The organism is Massilimicrobiota sp. mt181, assembly GCF_055420065.1.
This window is the reverse complement of record NZ_JBVAYN010000010.1, coordinates 1-21,859: the sequence shown is the minus strand read 5'-3', so window position 1 is coordinate 21,859 and position 21,859 is coordinate 1. Positions and strand designations below refer to the sequence as shown.

Annotated in this window: 18 protein-coding genes; 5 read left to right on the top strand and 13 right to left on the bottom strand. The window is 31.1% G+C overall.

Translation table 11 applies throughout. From position 1 onward, the window contains the following. Positions 1 to 135: 135 nt before the first annotated feature. Genes ACZYT4_RS07110 through ACZYT4_RS07100 form a run of 3 tightly spaced genes read right to left on the bottom strand, consistent with a single transcriptional unit; the run spans position 136 to position 4,777 of the window. Complete coding sequence (locus ACZYT4_RS07110; RefSeq protein WP_463784024.1) at positions 136 to 1,437, bottom strand: PTS sugar transporter subunit IIC; 1,302 nt, start codon at positions 1,435 to 1,437, stop codon at positions 136 to 138. Between the two features lie 2 nt (positions 1,438 to 1,439). Then, complete coding sequence (locus ACZYT4_RS07105) at positions 1,440 to 3,833, bottom strand: glycoside hydrolase family 9 protein (RefSeq protein WP_463784021.1); 2,394 nt, start codon at positions 3,831 to 3,833, stop codon at positions 1,440 to 1,442. Next, positions 3,830 to 4,777, bottom strand: coding sequence for an ROK family protein (locus ACZYT4_RS07100; RefSeq protein ID WP_463784016.1), 948 nt, complete (start codon positions 4,775 to 4,777; stop codon positions 3,830 to 3,832). The genes ACZYT4_RS07105 and ACZYT4_RS07100 overlap by 4 nt, the downstream gene beginning before the upstream one ends. Before the next feature lie 276 nt (positions 4,778 to 5,053). On the opposite strand from ACZYT4_RS07100, the gene ACZYT4_RS07095 reads away from it, so the two are divergent. The 4 genes from ACZYT4_RS07095 to ACZYT4_RS07080 all read left to right on the top strand — a co-directional run bounded on the left by ACZYT4_RS07095 (position 5,054) and on the right by ACZYT4_RS07080 (position 8,788). Continuing rightward, positions 5,054 to 6,124, top strand: coding sequence for a LacI family DNA-binding transcriptional regulator (locus ACZYT4_RS07095; RefSeq protein ID WP_463784014.1), 1,071 nt, complete (start codon positions 5,054 to 5,056; stop codon positions 6,122 to 6,124). Further along, positions 6,117 to 6,935 (top strand): HAD family hydrolase, encoded by an 819-nt coding sequence (locus ACZYT4_RS07090; protein ID WP_463784012.1) that lies wholly within the window; start codon positions 6,117 to 6,119, stop codon positions 6,933 to 6,935. Before ACZYT4_RS07095 ends, ACZYT4_RS07090 begins: the two co-directional genes overlap by 8 nt. A 3-nt stretch (positions 6,936 to 6,938) precedes the next feature. Next, positions 6,939 to 8,033 (top strand): SIS domain-containing protein, encoded by a 1,095-nt coding sequence (locus ACZYT4_RS07085; protein WP_463784009.1) that lies wholly within the window; start codon positions 6,939 to 6,941, stop codon positions 8,031 to 8,033. 152 nt (positions 8,034 to 8,185) lie between these two features. Next, a complete protein-coding gene (locus ACZYT4_RS07080; protein WP_463784007.1) occupies positions 8,186 to 8,788 on the top strand; it encodes a peptidoglycan recognition protein family protein in 603 nt (200 codons plus the stop codon). A 40-nt stretch (positions 8,789 to 8,828) separates the two neighbouring features. Here the strand turns inward: ACZYT4_RS07080 and ACZYT4_RS07075 are convergent, their stop codons facing one another. The 10 genes from ACZYT4_RS07075 to ychF all read right to left on the bottom strand — a co-directional run bounded on the left by ACZYT4_RS07075 (position 8,829) and on the right by ychF (position 21,254). Beyond that, positions 8,829 to 9,959, bottom strand: a complete 1,131-nt coding sequence (locus ACZYT4_RS07075) for a glycoside hydrolase family 10-like protein (RefSeq protein WP_463784005.1) — start codon at positions 9,957 to 9,959, stop codon at positions 8,829 to 8,831. 31 nt (positions 9,960 to 9,990) lie between these two features. Next, a complete protein-coding gene (gene ispD / locus ACZYT4_RS07070) occupies positions 9,991 to 10,626 on the bottom strand; it encodes a 2-C-methyl-D-erythritol 4-phosphate cytidylyltransferase (RefSeq protein WP_463784003.1) in 636 nt (211 codons plus the stop codon). Beyond that, complete coding sequence (locus ACZYT4_RS07065) at positions 10,619 to 11,389, bottom strand: MurR/RpiR family transcriptional regulator (RefSeq protein WP_463784001.1); 771 nt, start codon at positions 11,387 to 11,389, stop codon at positions 10,619 to 10,621. The genes ispD and ACZYT4_RS07065 overlap by 8 nt, the downstream gene beginning before the upstream one ends. A gap of 65 nt (positions 11,390 to 11,454) precedes the next feature. Continuing rightward, positions 11,455 to 14,100: a glycoside hydrolase family 38 N-terminal domain-containing protein gene (locus ACZYT4_RS07060; RefSeq protein ID WP_463783999.1), complete on the bottom strand. Its 2,646-nt coding sequence runs from the start codon at positions 14,098 to 14,100 to the stop codon at positions 11,455 to 11,457. 9 nt (positions 14,101 to 14,109) lie between these two features. After that, positions 14,110 to 15,417, bottom strand: a complete 1,308-nt coding sequence (locus ACZYT4_RS07055; protein ID WP_463783997.1) for a PTS sugar transporter subunit IIC — start codon at positions 15,415 to 15,417, stop codon at positions 14,110 to 14,112. Between the two features lie 177 nt (positions 15,418 to 15,594). Next, on the bottom strand, positions 15,595 to 16,014 hold the full coding sequence (locus ACZYT4_RS07050; RefSeq protein WP_463783995.1) for a GNAT family N-acetyltransferase: 420 nt from the start codon (positions 16,012 to 16,014) through the stop codon (positions 15,595 to 15,597). A 37-nt stretch (positions 16,015 to 16,051) separates the two neighbouring features. Continuing rightward, positions 16,052 to 17,170 (bottom strand): SLC13 family permease, encoded by a 1,119-nt coding sequence (locus ACZYT4_RS07045; protein ID WP_463783993.1) that lies wholly within the window; start codon positions 17,168 to 17,170, stop codon positions 16,052 to 16,054. A gap of 85 nt (positions 17,171 to 17,255) precedes the next feature. Continuing rightward, a complete protein-coding gene (locus ACZYT4_RS07040) occupies positions 17,256 to 19,259 on the bottom strand; it encodes an AAA family ATPase (RefSeq protein ID WP_463783992.1) in 2,004 nt (667 codons plus the stop codon). Positions 19,260 to 19,425: 166 nt separating this feature from the next. Beyond that, positions 19,426 to 20,154 (bottom strand): class B sortase, encoded by a 729-nt coding sequence (srtB, locus tag ACZYT4_RS07035; protein WP_463783990.1) that lies wholly within the window; start codon positions 20,152 to 20,154, stop codon positions 19,426 to 19,428. Beyond that, a complete protein-coding gene (ychF, locus tag ACZYT4_RS07030; RefSeq protein ID WP_463783988.1) occupies positions 20,154 to 21,254 on the bottom strand; it encodes a redox-regulated ATPase YchF in 1,101 nt (366 codons plus the stop codon). The genes srtB and ychF overlap by 1 nt, the downstream gene beginning before the upstream one ends. 124 nt (positions 21,255 to 21,378) lie before the next feature. On the opposite strand from ychF, the gene ACZYT4_RS07025 reads away from it, so the two are divergent. Then, the gene (locus tag ACZYT4_RS07025; RefSeq protein WP_463783986.1) at positions 21,379 to 21,699 is read left to right on the top strand and encodes a putative heavy metal-binding protein; all 321 of its coding nucleotides are present in this window, start codon (positions 21,379 to 21,381) and stop codon (positions 21,697 to 21,699) included. Positions 21,700 to 21,859 lie beyond the last annotated feature (160 nt).

Here is a 21,859-nt window from a genome sequence, read left to right as displayed (position 1 = left end):
AAATTTATTACATGCTTATGTAATATATCATATCTTTCCACTTTTGTCAATTGAATAGAAAAAATTACCTTAAATTCAATATTTTTTAAAATGAACAAAAATATCGATGAATGTCATCACCGATATTTTTATAAATTATTTTGCTTCTTTCTCTGCAACCTTATTAGAAACAATAACGAATGGTGCATAAATGGCAACACCTACAACAATAATAACTAATTGAACAATGGCTCCTCTAATATCTCCTGTTGATAAGAATCCAGATAATAGCGGTGGTGTTACCCATGGGATTGGTACCATTGTATATCCAACTAAACCTAAAGCAGTTGCAAAATAAGCAATTAATGTTGAACAAATTGGAACAATACAGAATGGGATTGCGTAAATTGGGTTATATACAACTGGTAAACCAAACATAATTGGTTCAGAAATATTGAATATACTAGGCACAACTCCAATTTTAGCAACACTTCGTTCATCAGCACGTTTAGAGAAGATAAACAATGCTATAACCAAACATAACATTGTTCCTCCACCACCCATGTAAACAAAGACATCTAGGAATGATTGAGTTACGATATTTGTTGGTGCTAAACCTGCAGCAACAGCTGCACTGTTTTCTGTTGTAGCTTGTAATAAAATTGGTCCTGATATAGCTCCAAAGACGAATGCTCCATGAACACCAAAAATGAATACAAATGTTGCCAAGAAAACATACAATAATATTCCTGGTAAAGATTGGAATCCTGATTGTAATGGTGTTTGTAAAAATTTAACCATCACATCAATAATTGTAGATCCTGAAATCCAGCGTGTTGCAACTTCTAAACATGCAAAGATACTAATGACAATAACAGCTGGAACTAAACCATTAAATGCTTTAGCTACTCCTGTTGGAACACTTTCCGGCATTTTAATTTTGATTGCATCAATTGTTTCTAATTTACACATTAATGTTGCACAAATTAATGCTGCCACAACTCCAATCAACATTGCTGATGAACCAGTCACTGATGATTGTAAAACACCTGTTGTTGTAATAGTTGCAGTCGTATCAACAGCATCTGTTAAGCTTACTGAATTAGGTGCTAAAGCAATAAATGATGCTACTGAAATGATACCTTCTAATGGTCCATCACAATCATATGTTTTTGCTGTATAATATCCAATTAAAAATGTGACTAAAACACATAAGAAATCTAAAGTTCCTTTACTGACTTGAGTTCCAACTTCCATCAAAAACTTTCCAAAAGTTGTTGCTGATAATCCTGGAATTTGTCCAATAATAACATTATTAACAACTAAGAAAAATGCTGCTGCAATTGTCACTGGAATTGCAGAGGCAAATGCATCACGAATTGCACGAATATGTCTCTGATTAGAAATCATACCAGCGACTTCAACAAGTTTATTTATAAAACGACTATTTTCCATCATACTTATGTTCTTTCCTCACTTTCTATACTATATAGATCATATAAAACATCTAGCCATTTTCCGGCTAATCCTACCCATACTTCTTTATATGTTGCATTTGTAAATTGTGGCCAATAAGGCTCATCATCATTTTCCCACGTTTGAATTCCTACTGGTATTTCTCCTACCATCTCACCAGTTAATACACTATATTGACTGGCATAATGATGACCCTCGCCATATATCAATGATTGTCCAAATGGATTAAAACCAATAAGCCATTGCAATTGTCCTTCGGCAATTTCCATTAACTTTTGATCATGAAAATATTTTCCAATCAATGATGCTGCTTTTGCTTGTGAAAGAAGTATAGCGTTATTACCCCTAAACGAAAACCACACTGGGAATCGTTTTAAATAAAGATTCTGACTAATATGTTCACCTTGATAAAGCTGTTTGACATAATTTTCTTTTGCTTCATCACCAATTAATAAATGTTGACGTTGAAAACTTTCATCATCCTGATATTCATCATGCAGATAAACCCCACTAGATAACATCGGATAAGGTTGTGTATATTTTGATAAATAAACAAGATAATCTCCATATAGTTTTAAACGATTTTCATAAATGTCTTTATTCTTATCATCAACATGACATTCTAATACTGCAATTAAAGCACAAATATATAAATGTTCTCTTGATTGATGATTAAAATGTTGAATAACTTGATGTTTTTCATCTCTATAAAAGAAACCTTTTAATAAAGTTTGATCATATAATGGAATTCCATCTATTTCTTGGCATTCCAATAAATCTTTAACCCATTTTTTAACATATTCCTGATAAATATCAGAATATGTTAAACGATATAATTGACACCCACTCCATACCATTGTCGCAAGAAATAAACTCTTTGACATGTTATAAGTATGTTCCCAAAAGATGGGGTCATGTTTAAATCCATGTTTTTCAAATTCTATCAATGCAAATTGAAAATCCTCTTCAGCAATTTCTCTTGTCCTTGGATAAAGCCTATCATTCTTTCCCATTACACAAGCCATACTTGCTTCTATTCCAGCCAAATAGAAATTTTCATAAGCATTGTTGTGAACTCGACAAACTGTGTCATCTTTGTTTCCAATCAAACAATCTGACCAACGTGTGACTCCTGCACTCGTTGCACGATATCCGTCCTGAAATCTTGTTTTCAAAATAAAATCCAATCCCCATTGAGCTTCTTCTTCCAATCTCAATGATAACTGTAAATCTTCATCTTTAACTTTTTGACTCATTTGAAATAGTGCGAGAGTGACTTCTGCTGTTTGAACAAGCTGTTGGGAGACATCTCCTGCATCATGCCATCCACCATTGAAAATAATAGATACACCGTTATGATAAGCTATAATATCTTCATGGCAACTCCCATGCAAACCAGGAACAGGACAACCACATCTTTCACAAAAGATAAAATTTAATACGCGATAAATAGATTCATGCCATCTATGTTGATAAGAATCTATGGAAAATAATGGAGTTTGATGATTCCCTATTTTGATTCTATAAACCCCTTTTTTCTCTATTGAAGAAAAGTCTAACACAACATACTTTCCAATTGATGTTTCTATTCTTTGAATATCCTGAGAGAAAACTGTTTTCCCTTGTTCATCAATAATTTCAAAAAATTCTTGGTCAGTATCATTCATAATGGCAATTTTTCGAGCACTGACTTCATATCCATCGTGACTATAAATGATTTCACCCATTAATGGTTGCCATCCTTTATCAATAGTTGGGTAATCAGATTCTACAAGTTGAATTTTTTCAATGATATATTTTAAATGATTGACTGTCCCTCGATCATTACCATTAATAAGTACCGAAAAGGTTATTTCACTTATCGCATCTCTAGGTAATGAACTTATATCTATACTACATTCATTCCATTGATCATGAATAAGATTGGCCGTATGATAGCCTTCACGATTATATATGTCAGGCACCTTAATTTTGCCGTCATTTTTTATGCTAATCATAATATGTGGATTGACCATCCCAGGGCATATAGGTTTAATTTTTATATAAATACGATTATATTTTTCAATATTGAGATGATTAAGTTGTAATGTTACTCCTACCTGTCCATAGTTAGTATAATCTCCATCATCAGGAGCCCCTTCTGGCCAGGAATCATAAACTTGTGAAGATTCAAAAATCATTTGTGAATCTTTAATATAGCTTTTTCCACGCCCATAATGTTTCCATTGATATGTTTGATGTTCGGGAGAAAATAAAACTTCTTTTGATAAAATCTGGGCCTGTTGATCCATGGCTTCTAAAGATTTTGATGAATCTATTCTTAATTGTCTATGAATATAACCAGAATTTATAACATCCTGATAAAATTCTTTTTTCAATCTTTCACCCCCTCTATGACTAACAATCCAGCTCCTTTTAAGCCAATCGTTTCAACATCTTGTTGACATGGCTGGATACCCTCTTTAATAAATCTCATTGTCTGAGGATTTAAATATGTTTTGATGTGTTGAATAAACCATTCATTACCACCAATACTTCCACCTAAAACAATTGCTTGAGGATCGCAGACTCTTACTAAATTCATAATTGTTGCACTAACTGCCTGAAAAGCACGATTTAATATGAATTCACATAACTCATCGTGTTGATCATAACCACGAAACAATTCTAAAGCTGATATACGTTGATTCTTTACTGGTTTTTTGATACATGAATTTGGATATTGATCAATGACATCCATAGTACAGTTATGAAGTCCAAGTCCAGAAGCTAATGTTTCAACACATCCATGATTTCCACAAATACAAGGTACTTGGCTATTCATATCCACACACATGTGACCTATTTCTCCAGCATCAAAATGTGCTCCTTCTAAAATTTTTCCATCAACAACTAATCTTGCAGCAATGCCTGTTCCAATATTCATATAGATAAAATGATTATAGTTTTTCCCAATTCCATATCTTTGTTCTGATAATGTTGCACAATAAACATCATTTCCTATAAAACATGGCAACTGAAATTCTTTCTCAATCAAATCTTTAACGAATATTGATTCTGATAGTTCTGGATGAATTTCGATCCACTCACCACTTTGTCTATTGACTCTACCTACAAGACCTATTCCAATGCCTTTCAAATGACCTGATAATGAGGTTGTATGAAAGAAATCATGTAAACTTTCCACAATACATTGAACTGCCATTTTTTGTGAAGTTACATTTGAGGGATAAAGCTTTTTGGAAAGAACTTCCCCATCTAACGTGAGTTCTCCAATCAAAATCTTTGTTCCACCCAAATCAACCCCTATAACTGTTTCCATGGGCCTCCTTTCTATTTGGTAACGTTACCAAATTAAATTAAAAATAAATTTTCTCTATTTTCTATCATTTTTTTCGAGTGTAACCCTCATAGAAAATGAGATTTCCTTCATTTTTTTTATAAACATCGATGTATTTCGGATTACATTTTCAGTATATTCCATAAAGAAAGCGTTGTCAATACTTAAAACTAATTTTTGGTAACGTTACCAAAAATAGCTTGATTTTTATATTTGAGTAGTATACACTATATTTGTAACGAAAGAGGTGAATATAAAATGTCAAAAAAAGCTGTTACAATTAAAGAAATAGCTAAATATTGTGGTGTTTCAGTGTCAACAGTTTCTCGTGTTATTAATAATAATCCATCTGTCAATCCAGAAAAACGTAGAAAAATACAAGATGCCATTGAACAATTAGGTTTTCAACCAAGCATGCTTGCACGTGGGATGGTTTCTAATGAGACGAGAACCTTTGCAGTTGTTGTTCCGGATATTACCAATCCATACTTTACATCTTTAATATATGAAATTGAACATCATTGTAAAGAACAAGGATATTCATTATTGCTTGTAAATACAATGTCGGCAGGAAAAAATAAAGATGCAGAATCGTGCATATATGAAATTGATCAGTTTAAAAAATTAAAGGAAAAACAAGTTGATGGCGTTATTGTTTTAGGTGGTGAAATTGATAAGATGGATGTTGATGCCAGATATATCAAAACACTCAATCAGTTAAATAAACAAATGCCTATTCTGATTGTCAGTCAAAAAGAAGAGGATTGTGACTGCACCTTCATTGAAAGAAATCAAGAAAAAGGGGTTATTGCTTTAACGCAACATTTACTAGCACTTGGACATCGAGATATCGCGTTTCTTGGTGGTGAACCAGGTGTTAAAATTACTGAAACGCGTTTAGCCGCCTTTAAAAGCACACTTTCTATCTATACTCAAATCAATGAAAAACATATTATCCTGACTGACTATTATACCAAAGATGGATATAATGCAATGCGCCAATTAATAGCACAAGATGAACCATTACCAACTGCAGTTATTGCGATCAACGATAATGTTGCAATGGGGGCTATTCGCGCTCTTGCTGATGCTGGTTTAGAATGTCCAAGAGATATAAAAGTTGTAAGCTGTGATTATTTTAATAACAGCGAATTTAATATCCCTAGATTAACGACAATTGATCAGCATAATGAATTCTTAGGTGAATTCATTGTTAAAAAGCTCATTGCGCTTGTTCAAGGAGAAAATACAACACTTGAATTCCATCATGAACCTGAATTAATGATTAGAGAATCATGTGGAACTTATATGGAGAAAAACAATGGATAAGTATTTAATATGTAGTGATATCGATGGAACATTAATGTCCAGTAAACAAAAAATATCTCAACAGACAATAAACTATATTCAGAAATTACAAAAACAAGGGCATCTCTTTTTTGTTGCGACTGGCAGAATGTATTTGTCAGCCCAAAAAACTGCTCAAATGATTAGCCCTGAAACAGGTATTATTGCTTCAAATGGAGGCATTTATTCATTACAGGAAAATATGACAACTCATACATTTGATAGAGATGCTTTACAATTTGTTTATCAGCAATCTTTAAAAAAGCAGCTACCACTATTCCTTTTTACCAGTCAAGCAATATATTATAGCTTATTTTTACCTGATTATTTTCAAAATGATACAGACAAAGGAAGAGTTGATAGTGGAAAACAAGAAAGTTATATAAAAATTAGGGATTTAAGAGATTTGATAAATCATAAAGATGAATATATAAGTGCTATCATTATTGAAGAAAAACGTTTAGATGAATTAAAACAATTTAAAGATGAACTCATGAAACAAAAACATCTTTCTATCTCTTCATCATTTTTTAACAATATTGAAATTATGCCACATGGTATCTCTAAAGCAACCGCTATTCAGGATATCCAAAAACATTATCAAATACCTGTTGAACACACTATTACTTTTGGTGATGGATGTAATGATATTGATATGTTTCATGTATCAAAATATAGTGTAGCTATGAGTAATGCTCATGAGGACGTCAAAAAGGAAGCTCAATATCAGACACAATCAAATGATGAAGATGGTGTTTATCTATTTTTAAAAAATTTTTTTGAAGGAGAATAAGATATGGAAACAAAACCAACAATGTTAAGCTATATTTATCAAGAGCAGGATACAATGTTAAAGATTTTAAATCAATATCCACATAATGTTGAACCCACAACGTCGTTTATCAAAAACAATGATACAGAATGGTTAATTTTAGGGACTGGATCAAGTATTAATGCGGCTAGAAGTGCCAAATACTATATTGAAAAACAAGCAAAAGTTAGAATTGATATTCAAGAACCTTACAACTATTGTAATTATGAAACAATCAATCCACATTTACAATTGGTATTAGGTATTTCTCAAAGCGGTCAAAGCACTTCAACAATTGAAGCATTAGAACGTATTCAAAAACAATCAAAAATCATGACCATTGCTGTAACAAGTATTCCAGACAGTGAAATCACGCAGTCAACACATGCAACTTTAGATATTGGTTGTGGTCGTGAACGTGTTGGTTATGTGACGCTTGGTTTTACAGCAACCGTTCTCACATTAATGTTATTAGGACTACGATTAGGAGTCAAAAAAGGACTAATCACGCCAGAGAATGAAGCTCAAGAAATTGAACATCTTAAAAAAGAAACTTTAAAAATTTCATCAATCATTCAAAAAACAGAGACATTTGTTGAAAAGAATATCAATGATTTTAAAGATGCATTTCGTATTACAGGAGTCGCTTTTGGTTCATTGGTGGGAACAATTAAAGAATTTGAAACAAAGTTCTGTGAGACTGTTCGTGTCCCTACAACTGGATATGATTTAGAAGCTTATATGCATGGTCCTTATCTTGAAGTCAACAAAGAACATCGTATTTTCTTTGTTGAAACACCTAGTCCAAGACTTCATAAATTGCATTTGTTGAAACAATATGAATCTCAACATTGTTCGCATGTTTTTACAATAACAACAGAATCAACATCAGAAAACGATTATACTTTAGCCCTAGATATTGATTTAGATGAATACTTAGCTCCTTATCTTATGGTAATACCATTTCAAATCATGGCATGGTATATTGCTAAAAGTAAAGGGATTGATTTAACCCATAGAATTTATACTGATTTCTCACAAGCTGTCAATAGTAAAACACAAGTTCAAGATTATGTTTAAAGTACTGATTTCTTTCAGTGCTTTTTCTATTTAACTATCTCAAATTTACCTTTTCTTCTATCACACATTTTTGATAAATTTATGAAATATTAAGAAATTATTTATACATTTGATATGTTATAATGGCATAATGTGAATACGAGGTGACGAAAATGAGAAAACGAAGACAATTAAAAAAGAAACCCTTTATTTTTATGCTCATCATTCTATTGGCTGTTGGAATAGGATCTTTTTATGTATCTACATCCTATAATGATATTGAAGAATATCAAGTTGATAATCTTTCAATCCAACATCAGTTTTTAACTGTCAATCCTTATTCACGTAGTGGAAAAACATTACGAAGAGTCAATGGCATCGTTATTCATTATACTGCTAACCCAGGCTCTACCGCTCAAAATAATAGAGATTACTTTGAAAATCTTAAAAACACAAAAACAACTTCTGCTTCAAGTCATTTCATTATTGGCTTAAATGGTGAAGTGATTCAATGTATTCCTTTGAATGAAGTGGCTTACGCTTCTAATAATCGTAATCGAGATACCATTGCTATTGAATGTTGCCATCCTGATGAAAGTGGTCAATTCAATGAAGAAACTTATCAATCCTTGCAAATTCTTGTACGTTCACTTATGAATACTTATCATCTTACAAGCAACGATGTGATAAGACATTATGACATTACTGGTAAAATATGCCCTAAGTATTTTGTCGATCATGAAGATAAATGGCAGGAGTTTTTAAATACATTATAAAAAGAATTCATGAAGAGAATATCTCTTTTTGAATTCTTTTTTATGGGGTATGCCCTTTTAGCATTTCTTCTAGCTCCTTTTGTCCTGCTTCACTCAATAGTGAATCATAATGAAATAAAGAAAATCCTTTATATCCATTTTCATATAAAAGCTGAATTTGTGAAGAAATATTATCACTTCTTTGTGCCCAGCCATAATCCTCATCAACAACATCTCCAGCACGATATAAAGCCAACCCGGCATATAACATCACACCCTGTCTTCTTGGCAAATCAGCAAATTGCTTACAACGATCAGTAAACATCGTTGTTTTTTGATCCTCTCCATACTGATCACTCCAATAAATTTGTGGCATCAGATAGTCTATGAATCCTTCTTCTTTGAGCCATGTATCAATATCCGCTCCATCACTTAAACAATTTTCATAATTCCCTTGAGGACTAATGCCAAAGACAACATTTTCATCAATAGCCTTAATACTTTGATAAACATCTTGAATTAACATATTGACATTATCTAAACGCTGATTTTGCGTTGTGCCATCATGTGTCCCTGGCACATAAAAATAATCATCAAATTGAATGCCATCAACATCATAATTTTGAACAATTTCCTCAACACCATCCACAATATAATCTCTCACAGATTGACTTCCTGGATTTAAGATATATTGATATGTGGCATATCCAATTGTTTGGGTAGAATCTTCTAACCATGCATGATGTGGTGAATCATTCAAAAACTGCTCAAAGCTTTCCTGATTTAAAGAAATACGATAAGGATTAACCCATGCTTCAATAGACATACCTTGTTGATGTGCAATTTCTACCATCACTTCTAAAGGATCAAAAGATAATGATTCCTGATGTGTAATGACTCTTGAAAGAGGAAAGAGTTCTGATTCATACAAAGCATCACTAAAAGCACGAGCTTGAACAATAATTGTATTGATTTTATATGTTTTTACATTTTCTATGGCCTGTTTAAAATCTTCTTGAAAGGCTTCTTTTGACTCGTATGAAAATTTTTCTAAGTTTCCATACGAAAACCAGACAGCTCTTTTATCAAATGATGATAAAGAACATGGGGGATGTGGAAGAAATATATAAATGAGAAGGCATATACATAATAAAATAAGAATCACAATGAAACTATGCTTTTTCTTTTTCATGAAACCACCCCATTGATTATATTCAAAAATATTATTTTAAATCCTCTGCTGTCGTAATTTTTATGTTTTCATAATCTCCTAAAACAACATAAACTTTTTGATTGGTAAATTGTTCTACCATTTGAGCATCATCAGTCGCTAAATAATGCTCTTGTATAGCTTTGGTATAAGCATTTAAGATTAGCTCTGTATGAAAAGCCTGTGGTGTCTGTGCCTGCATAAGTTCCTGCCTATTTAATGTTTCTACAACAACACCATCAACAACTCTTTTAATCGTATCTTTACATGGAACCATTAGCAGACATGCTGAATGCGTTTTTAAACATGTCAGTAAATCATCAATCTGTTGCTTTTTTAAATATGGCCTTGCTCCATCATGAATCAAAACATTTTCACATGTCACACGCTGTAGTCCTGCAAAAACACTATCTTGTCTTTCTTTTCCCCCATCAACAAATTCTATGCGTTGATCACTGCAAAGTTGTTTAAATTCTTCTCTTTCTTCAGGTCTTGTCACAACAATTATCTGTTGACAACGTGAATCTTCTATAAATATTTCTAAAGTCATCTCATAAACAGTTTTTCCATGAAAGGCATATAACATTTTATTATAATTTAACCCTGTTCTTTTTCCTTTTCCAGCACATAAAACAATAACACTATACATTTTCCTTCACCCTTTCATGATGATTTTTATAATCCAACATTTTTTTCATTAAATAATTGATACAAATATGCATCTGCAATCTTGTGTCTAAATTATAACCTTCCTCTTCTTCAGAAGCACACATTAAGACATAGTCCGCTAAATTCTTCATTTGACTTTTTTGTCCTTGTGTTATCAGTAACACTTTCCCATGACTCACTTTTGCATTTTTTATGATATCTAAAATCTGTTGTGTATTTCCATCTCTAGAAAAAGCAATTAAAAGATCATTTGAACTTAATTGACTTGCTTCTAAAAAAGCAATCCAGGGATCTTCTGGAAAACTGACTTTTTTACCCATTAAGCTTAATTTGGTTGCTAAAATTTTTGCGATATTATTATTCAAACCGCTTGATGCAATCAAAAGAGAATGACTTTGATCTATACATTGTAATAGTGGTAACAAGTCAATATTTTTTAAGTAATTTAAAGTTTCTAAAAATTGTTCTTTCATCTGTTCTTCAATGTTATCTATGGATTGATTATGAATAAATGATTTTCTTTTATGATAGACTAAATCATAACTAAATTCTTTAAAAGACGGATATCCTAGTTTTTTAACCATTCGATAAATTGTTGTTGTAGATACATTTAACATATCGGCTAAATATTGAATTGTAATTGTTTTCTTATCTAAATCCATTTTTAGTATTTCTTGAAAACACTGGTTTTCTATATCACTTAAAACATCTACATTTTTCATAAATTGATCTAACAAAGCCATATTCTCACCCCACATTATGTAATATTGTAACAGATAATAGAAAAACAGGGAAGAATTATCCCTGTTTACTTGTATAATAATGTTATAAAATCTTGTGATGAAATATATGGAATTGTAATGCAATGCTGATGAATTTCTAGTTTTTTGATTTTTTCTTCTTTCACATTAGATAAATAACATGTTTGAACCTGTGATGGTACTCTTAAAACGATATCACTGACATCTTGAGAAGAACCATTCAGTAGTCTTACAACATTATATTGTCCATCTTCACTTTTTTTCATAGCCATCATTTCTACATGTTGATGCACTTCAAAAAAGCTTTCTTCCCATTTCAGATGCCCAGAATGAGATTCTAAATGATTCACATGTCTGAATTGTACTGGTGAATTATATATTTGTGTTCTTCTATATAAATCACCTTCATCCACGATTTGGAATGCTAATGCAAATTCATTTTCAACTCTCTTCAATATTTGTGAACTAGGTGCATCTAAACGATAACCAGATGATCTTCCAGGACGGATTTTTAAATCAGCTTTACCAAATTTACCAACACTTCTTAACAATGTTAATGCAATTTGTTGATCGTCAATAATCTCATATTCACAAGCTCCTTTTGTGATCAATGCTAATGAGGAATCAACAAGTCGTACAAACTTTTGCATTGTATATAAAGGTAAAACTTCTTCTGTTGCACCGTTTTCTAGACCTACCTGATTTAATATCTGATTATGTCTGATAGTATAACCAAAATGATCTTGTGATTGGTTATATGCTTGGCTATCAATATCTCTAATCATCGCTCTAAGACGGTGATCTTTTGCCTGGTTATCAATAATTGTTTTTACATCTATTTGCTGAGAATGCTTTTTTAATGAAATTATCACAGAAAAAGCAGATTGTACTGTTTCTTGACTACGATAATGATTCTGACATTCCTTTGGTGTTTCTAATAAATAAGAAAGACGATAAGCCACTTCTATTTCATTATCTTCAATACATTGAATATCAGGTTTTAAATTTCTTGTATCAATCACAATATCTTGATATGGTGGTGAGTAATTATATTCATCCCCATCATCTCCATTTTCTATGAAATAAAGAACATCTTGATAATTTATTTGATTCACTTTATCATAAACATCAATATGTCCTTGTGAATTAATAGATACTTGTAGATATTCATTTTCAAAAGTATTGTTTTGATGCTGTAAATCTGTTTGAATAGCTTCTTTTTGAAGTGTTTGATATGTTAATTTTAAAATTTTATAACCCATCGGCGGTAATAATGCAGCATCCAATTCGATTTGTACAGTATACTTTGTACCTTCTAAAACTTCCCCACCATCATGAAAATTAACAATACCATTATATGTTTCAATTTCCTGATTAATTTTTTCATGTGTTTGATGAATCACATAAGGTATAACTTGTCCTTGTTCATCATATAAAACAAAATCTTTTGATTTTAAAATCATACTCACAAATATACTGTCGTCTCTTTTATATGGTAAAGGATTATATAAAATCAATGCTTCTTCATCTTCTTTTAACGAAGAAAAATCAACATGATCTCTTAAATATCTTAGATTCATCCATAAAAGTTCATTTAATCCATGTCTTAAATTCAATAAACGATTTTCAACAGTTTGATTAATTGTATCTGGTGATGACGAATAAGCGGAATCATGGAATTGATTTTTGAAAATAATTTTCCAAAAATATGTCATTAATTCCTGATAATTTTGACCACCTAAATAAGATGTACAAACACTCCAAGGTTCAATCACTGTTGCCAGCATATTTTCATAGTATTTCATAGCATTTTTAATATCTATTCTCGTTGAAGAAATACCAGCATGAATACGCCCTAAAGCAGCAGATCTCGCTTCTCCTTGATAAACTTGAACATTTCTTTGATTTTTATTTAAAGATGCTTTGACTTCCTGCATATATTTTTCTGGATTTGACATTTCAATATCATATCCATCTTCATGAAGTTGCTGACGAATCGATTCAATGGCTTGAGGTATATGGTTTTTAGGAACAGCATAATCACTTCCTCCCATAAATAGAATCTGCTCATCTTTAAATCTATCTTTTGTTTTATCAATAGTCTCACAGATATCTTCATATGCTTTTTGGGCATCTAAAGGTAAATAACGATAATATCCATATCCTAATGGAAAATGTACAGTTAAAAGTGTATCACCATTAGGTGCCTGCCACTTAAAAATGCTATCATTAATATTTTCGTAATCAAATCCACGCCATGCAAAAATACCATCAAACCCAAATTTATGAAATAATTGAGGTGTTTTTTCAATTTGTCCAAAAGCATCTGGAATCCATCCGACATTCATACAATGTCCCATACTTTCAGCAATACGACTACCTATCAAAAGATTTCTTATTAATGATTCTCCACTAGCCAAAAACATATCTGGCTGTGTATACCATGGGCCAATAAACAAGCGTCCCTGAGACACATACTTTTGAATATAAGGTTTTCTATCAGGACGCAGCTCTAGAAAATCTTCTAAAGCTGCTGTCTGTCCATCAAAAGTAAAATATTTATAATCTGGATTATTTTCCATAATAGATATAAGCTGTTCAAACAAATAAGTTAATTTGATTCTTGAAGCATCTGATGATCTTAACCATTCTCTATCCCAATGAGTATGAGAAATAAAATGTACTTTTTTCAATCAAATCCCCTACCCTTTTTGATTTTGTTTGATAACCATCTTTGCAAATGGTGCATATAATACCATATCAATAACAAATAAAATCATCATTAAAATAACTGGACTTAATGTAAAGGCACCAAGTACCCATGCATTAAAGAAGATAGGCTCTTGCCCTGAATTCAAAACAACCATTGGATTAACAAAATGCATACTAACTGCAAAGTAAGCAATAACTGCATTCACAACTGGTATAAATACAAATGGTATAAACATCATTGGATTTAAGACAATTGGTAATCCAAAAATAATTGGTTCATTAATATTAAAAATACCAGGAACTAATGACATTTTTGCAATTTCTTTTTCTGCTGATTTTTTAGGTGCTAAAATCAATAAAACAACAATTAATGCTAATGTTGATCCTGATCCACCTAACATTGCATAAATATTCGTAATTGTATTTGGAGCCACTTGTGTGATTGAATCAAAACTTTGTGTTTTCGCAAAAGTATCAATTTGTTCCATAAATAATGGTAACCAGATAGATGAAACAACTCCCCAAATAATTGAAAAACCATGTAATCCAAAGAACCATAATAATTGCATCAATAAAATAACAATAATAATTGCAGGTAGTCCTGTTCCCACATTAGATAATGGTGTCACAATAAATTGTGCAATAACTGCCTGTAATGATGTAAAACCACATAATACAACAATTTCTTTAACAATTGAGAAAATAATTAAAATAATTGAAATTGGAATTAAAGCTAAAAATGAATTTAATACTCCTGTTGGTACTGAATCAGGTAATTTAATTGTAAATTTAGATTGAACAAGTTTTGAATAAAGCCATGCTGTTGATAAACCAATTAATAAACCTGTAAACATTCCTTCATAGTTAAAGTAATTTAAAGCGAATCCTGATAAAGTTTCACTTTCTCCCATAACTTCCCAAGGGATTGTCGCAAAATAAGAAACTAATGCTAATAAAGAAGTCATTAACGGAACAACTTTATTATTCTTTTCTCTTAATCTTTGAGCATAGAAATATGCTGAAGATAATACAATAACAATTCCCATTAATCCCATTGCTACTGTTCCGACATTTCCTAAGACATTAATAAGACTTCCTAAGAATCCATCTAAGGAAACTCCCGCCTGTGTTAACCAATATTCTAATTGTGATTTGATTAAGCCACAGATTGAACCCACTACTGTAAAGGGAATTCCTAAAATAAATGCATCTTTAATAGATTGTAACAAATGATTACTCGCAACCATTTGTGAAAATGGTGTTAAATATTTTTCTAACACATTCATAAATTTATTCATATTTTTCCTCCTCCTATTGACTTTTTCATTATAAATAACAAGAAAAGTCTTTACCATTACAGAAAGAGTAAAAATTTTACTCTTTCATCAAAAAAAGAACTCATATCAACATTTCTTATATGAGTTCTTTCAAATACCAACATGAATCAGCTATTGATTTCCATTTCTATCAATGTATTATTTTTTCTTTATAAACATTTGCATACCATGTCCTGATAAATCATTAGGAATCTTCACAAAGCCTAAGCTTTCATAAAACTCTTCTTTTCCTTTTGCAGCAATTAACTGAATTGAGCAACGTTCATCACTTTGTAAATGACGATAAACATATTCTATCATCTGTTGAATGATTCTTGTTCCAATACCTTGTTTTTGATAAGACGGAATCACAGCCACATCACAAATCAGATAGTAAATACCATCACCTATCAATCTTCCCATCGCAATAGGTTGTTCACACTCTTTAACAACAATACTATAAACTGTCATATTTAAAGCCTGTTGTAGTTGCTGATCTGTAAACATTTTCCAGTGCACACTTTCTCTTATCGTTTTGATATCTTCAATATTTAATGTATTCTCTTCATATATGATCATTGTTCATATCTCCTTTTTACTTATTTTCAATAAAATCTTATAAGAACACCTTCAAAACCATAGCCATGATAACTAAAATAATGAGATAAATACAATTTTTCTGAGTAAACTCAGTAAAATAAGATGTTTTATATTCAGGATAAATACGTGCAATATATTTATATGATATTAATGAAGCCATAGAAGCAATCAAAGTTCCTAAACCACCAATATTCACACCAATCAATAAATCATAAACATTTTCTGTAAAGCCTGATAATAAGATGGCTGTTGGTACATTGGAAAATGCTTGTGAACAAATCACACTGACGATTATTTCATAACCGTTCACAATCTGATTTAAAAATTGGGCTATCATTTCTATATTCTTTAAGTTGCCTATAAAAATGAAGAAACCAACAAATGTTAATAATAATAAGTAATCTACTTTTAATATTGTCTTTTTGTCTATAAAAGCACATACAATACATATAATCGGCAACAAATAAAAAATATTTAAAAAATGTAAAACACTCAATAAACATAAAACAAATAAAAATAAATATATCCATAAATAAGTTATATTGGTATCTTCTTTTTGATAAATCTTGGGTGCCTCTATGTGTTGATTAGAGTCTTTTATAATATGTATCAGTAACAGTATCAACGATATAACAACAAATGGTAAAATCGTTATGATAAAATCAAGCAAAGACATATCAAAATAAGTATATAAGAAAAGGTTTTGTGGATTTCCAATAGGTGTACACATACTTCCTAAATTGGCTGCTAATGTCTGTAAAACAACAATATGTACCACTCTTTCTTCCATGTTTAATTTTTTTAAAACGACTATTGTTAATGGCACAAAAGTAATAAGTGCAACATCATTAGTAATAAACATACTTAAGAAGAAACATAATCCTACCAATAACATATCTAACTGTCTTGTCGATTTCATTTTCTTCATAAAAAAGATAGCCATCTGTTCGAAGAGTTTAATATTTTGTAAACCATTCACAATGACCATCAAACAAAATAATAATGCCAGTGTTGTATAATCAATATATCCTAAATAAGATAAAGATGGTTTAACAAAAAAGCATGATAGAATAGCCAAAATCCATGCAATCATTAATACTGTATCTTTTTTGATGATTCCCCATATTTTCTTCATCAATCTCACCTCATGAAATCCTATTTTAACATAAATGTTACAAGTATCAATCTCTTTTCATACAAAAAGTGCCAATTCAATGGCACTATGATCGATTTTTAGAAACCAGATATTTTTTCATTTCCTTCAACAAAGTTCTCGCACCTTGTTTTGTATCATAATCTTTTAAAATATCTTCAACCATGCTGTTGGTTAAAGGAACAGGTGTTTGGTTAAATAAGATTTGTTGGAGATGTTGTTTTTGTAATGTCTGATATTCTATGATTTCATCTATGCGATTTAAAAACTCTTTAGAAAAATAATCTTCAAGATATTGATGCGATGATAGTTTCTTTTTGAATCCAACAACGGATTGATTTTGTCTTGTCACATTTGAAGTCATCATGATAATTGTATCTTTAAAAGAAATGATATGATGGTGATTATCTTTAAGTATGCCTTCATCAAAAACTTGTAAAAATAAATGCATAACTTGAGGATGCGATTTTTCAATCTCATCTAATAATAAAACACTATCTGGATATAATATCATGTCATGAAATAAAGAAGATTGCTGGTCATAGCCTACATATCCTGGTGATGAACCAATGAGTTTATTTACGCTTGTCATATCGCTATATTCTGACATATCCAGCTTAATAAAATGCTTATGCATAATTTTTGCTAACAGTTTTGCCGTTTCTGTTTTTCCCACACCACTTGGTCCTGTCAATAAATAAACACCTCTAGGTTTATGAGCATGTGGATATTGGGATAATGATTCAAGCGATTCCACAAGCTGATGAATAGCTGCCTTTTGACCGATAATGTGCTGATTGAATTCGTTTTCCAGTTCATCATACGATGGCTGTTTCAAACTTGTCCCTGAAATCTCTTCAATGACTTTTTCTATATGTTCTTTTTGTAATATTTCACTATGCTGAAAGGTGGCTTTCACACAGGCCAGATCTAAAACATCTATTGCTTTATCTGGGAAAACACGTGTGAGAAGATATTGCTCACAATAATTAATAATATCTTCAATACGTTCATCTGGTATTTGAATATGATGATAGTTCTCGTACTGTTTTTTTAAACCTAATAAAATATCTTTCGTTTCATCTTTTGTATTTTCATTAAGTTTAATAATGGAAAAGCGTCTATTCATAGCCTGATCTTTTTCAAAATATTTATAATATTCCTCAATCGTTGTTGCTCCAATAAGAGTGAGATCTTTTCTTGCTAAAAATGGTTTTAAGATATTAGAAGCATCAATGGCTCCTTCTGCTCCTCCAGCACCAATTAAATTATGAATCTCATCAATAAATAATATAGCATCCTTAGCCTGAATAACCTGATCTATAATTTTTTTAAACTTCTCTTCAAATTCACCACGATATTTTGTTCCTGCTACAATACCTGATAAGCTCAATTCATAAATCACTTTATTTTGTAAAAGCTGAGGCACTTCCTTATGATTAATTTTGTATGCCAGCTTTTCTACCAAAGCTGTTTTTCCTACACCAGCCTTTCCTATTAATAAAACATTATTTTTCTCTTTTTTACAAAGGGTTAGAAATAATTGTTCTAACTCTTGTTCTCTTCCAATCATCAAACGATTTTCTTTTTGCACAAGCTTATTAAAATTCACTAATTCATGAATTTTATCTAATTCATTGAGTAAAGATTTTTCTTCATCTAAAGTCTTTTTGATTTCATCAAAAGAAACATGATATTTATTTAATAATTCTACAGCTACACTCTCCTGTTGTGATAACAAAGCCATACATAATGTATTTAATGTCACTTTGGCTTCCTTTTTTTGATGTGCCAATGTCATCGCATCATTTAAAATTTTTTTGACAACATCACTATATTCCATATAAAAAGGTTGAATATCCTTCTCACCAAACAACCTTACAATATCTTTATATATGACTTCATCATCAACCTGATATGTTTTCAACATCTTTGTTAAAGGGATATCCTTCATTTTTAACAATGATAATAAAAGATGTTCACTTCCTACATTGCTATGACCTAAATCAAACGCTATACTTTCAGCTATGACAATCGCTTTTTGCGCTTGCTCATGAAATTGTGTAAGCATATGACACCTCTTTTCCTTTCTATCATATGAACTCTATTTGAAATTATTAACGTTTTCTTTATATTTAATCAAATTATTGATTTGCATTATTTACCAATATACTCAATCTTTATCTTCATCAAAAAAAGAATTACAACAATTCATTTGTCATAATTCTTTATCAACACTATTCACTTTTGACATTTTCTCTTAGCTGTCCATAAACAACATATCGGTTTTCAGTCCCACTATAACAAGTACTTAACATAATCATATTCGTCTGTTCTTCACTTACATTCTGATAAACAGAAGCTTGACTTTTGACCTGATTCATATAAGAAGAATAATCTATACCTTTTTGATATAAATCACTTGTTGCTTCAATAATTGTTGAAGCGACAGCCTGATAAACATTAATACTTCCATCAGGTAAATAGATATAAATATTTTGATGTTCATCAAAATAGTCTTTTTCTACAAAATATCTTAAATCATGAAAACGTGAGCCATTCTTCATATTATGTCCATATATGATAGTATTATCATCACTAAAATCTCTTGAATTTATTTCATCAATAAATAAATTACCCGCTGTATTAGATTTCATATATAAGTCCGTACGCAAATAAGTATCATTATTCTCGCCTTTTAATATAGGCTCATCTATTTGAGTCCCCGGAATATATAACCATCCAATCACATCAGAATTAATGTTTTGAAGTTCTGTAAAGTTAATCACACGATGAAGAGGATCTTCAACCTCTTCTTCAGGTTCTTCAACATATTTTGTAATAAGTTCTTCACTTTCTTTTTCAATTGTATAATAATTATAAAAGATTTTTCCTAATTGAAAAGCTGAAAACAGAAAAACACAGACACATACAAAAAGTAATAATCTTCTAATATTCTTTTTCATTAAACATTAAACTTGAAGAACATAATATCACCATCATGCCCTACATATTGTTTTCCTTCCTGACGAATTTTTCCAGCCTCTCTTAAAGCATGTTCACTCCCATATTCCATTAAATCATCAAAACTATATGTTTCTGCTTTGATAAATCCTTTTTGGAAATCTGTATGAATAATACCAGCCATTTCTGGTGCTAACATTCCCTTTTTAAAAGTCCATGCTCTGACTTCATCAGCACCAACAGTAAAGAAAGTATTTAAACCAAGCAAAGCATAAGCTTCTTTAATTAACTTATCCAAACCACTTTCATCAATACCTAAATCATCTAAGAACATTTGTTTTTCCTCTTTATCAAGTCCAACAAGTTCACTTTCAATTTTGGCGCAGATTGGTACAACATCACAATTTTCTTTTTGAGCATATTCCTTAAGTTCTACATAATAAGGATTACTATCTGGATTTTCTAAATCTTCTTCTCCAAGATTAGCCACATAGATGAGTGGCTTCATTGTTAATAATGTATACTGTTTGACAATATCCATCTCTTCCTTAGAGAAAGTCATCACTCTTGCAGGTTTTCCTGCTTCCAAAGTTTCCTTTAATGGCGTTAAAACATCCATTTCAGCTTTTGCTTCTTTATCCCCAGATTTAGCTTTCTTTTCAATTTTTCCAATACGCTTTTCCACAGTCTCTAAATCTGCAAAAATCAATTCTAAATTGATTGTTTCAACATCACGAACTGGATTCACATCTCCATCAACATGAGTAATGTCCTTATCTCTAAAACAACGAACAACTTCACAAATTGCATCTGTTTCACGAATATTAGCTAAAAATTTATTTCCTAAACCTTCGCCACGGCTTGCCCCTTTAACAAGTCCTGCAATATCTGTAAATTCAAATGTCGTTGGAATTGTCTTTTTAGGATTAAAAATCTTTGTTAGTTCATCTAATCGATAATCAGGTACTTCTACAACTCCCACATTAGGATCAATAGTCGCAAATGGATAATTGGCAGCTTCGACCTGTGCGTTTGTTATTGCATTAAATAATGTTGACTTACCTACATTAGGAAGTCCTACAATCCCGGCTGTTAATGCCATTTTTTCATCACTCCTTAACTCCATTCCATTTTAACCAAAAATAATCAAAAAGGCAATCTTAATATATAAAATACACATCTTTTCCAAAACATAGTGATACTCTATGGATAAGGAGGAAGATATGATGATTATCACAACAACACCTTCTATTGAAGGTAAAGAAATTATTGAATATAAAGGAATTGTCTTTGGTGAAGTCATTTCAGGTGTCAACTTTTTAAAAGACTTTACAGCTGGTTTATCTAACTTTTTTGGTGGAAGATCTTCAACATATGAAAATGAACTTTTACAAGCGAGAGAAGATGCCCTTCGTGAACTAGAAGAACGTGCTATCCAAAAAGGGGCCAACGCAGTTGTGGGAATTGATGTGGATTATGAAGTTTTAGGAGCAGATAATGGCATGTTGATGGTGACTGTCTCTGGAACAGCAGTTGTCGTTAAATAAAAAAAAGTGGTTAACCCACTTTGTTATCAGTATTGAAATTTATTATGTGGAGAGAAACTCTGATAACCGATTCTAATATAATCTTATTTTGCTAAATCCACAAGTCAAATTATCTAAAATTTACTTTAAAAATATGTAAAGCAGGGATTTCTCCCTGCTC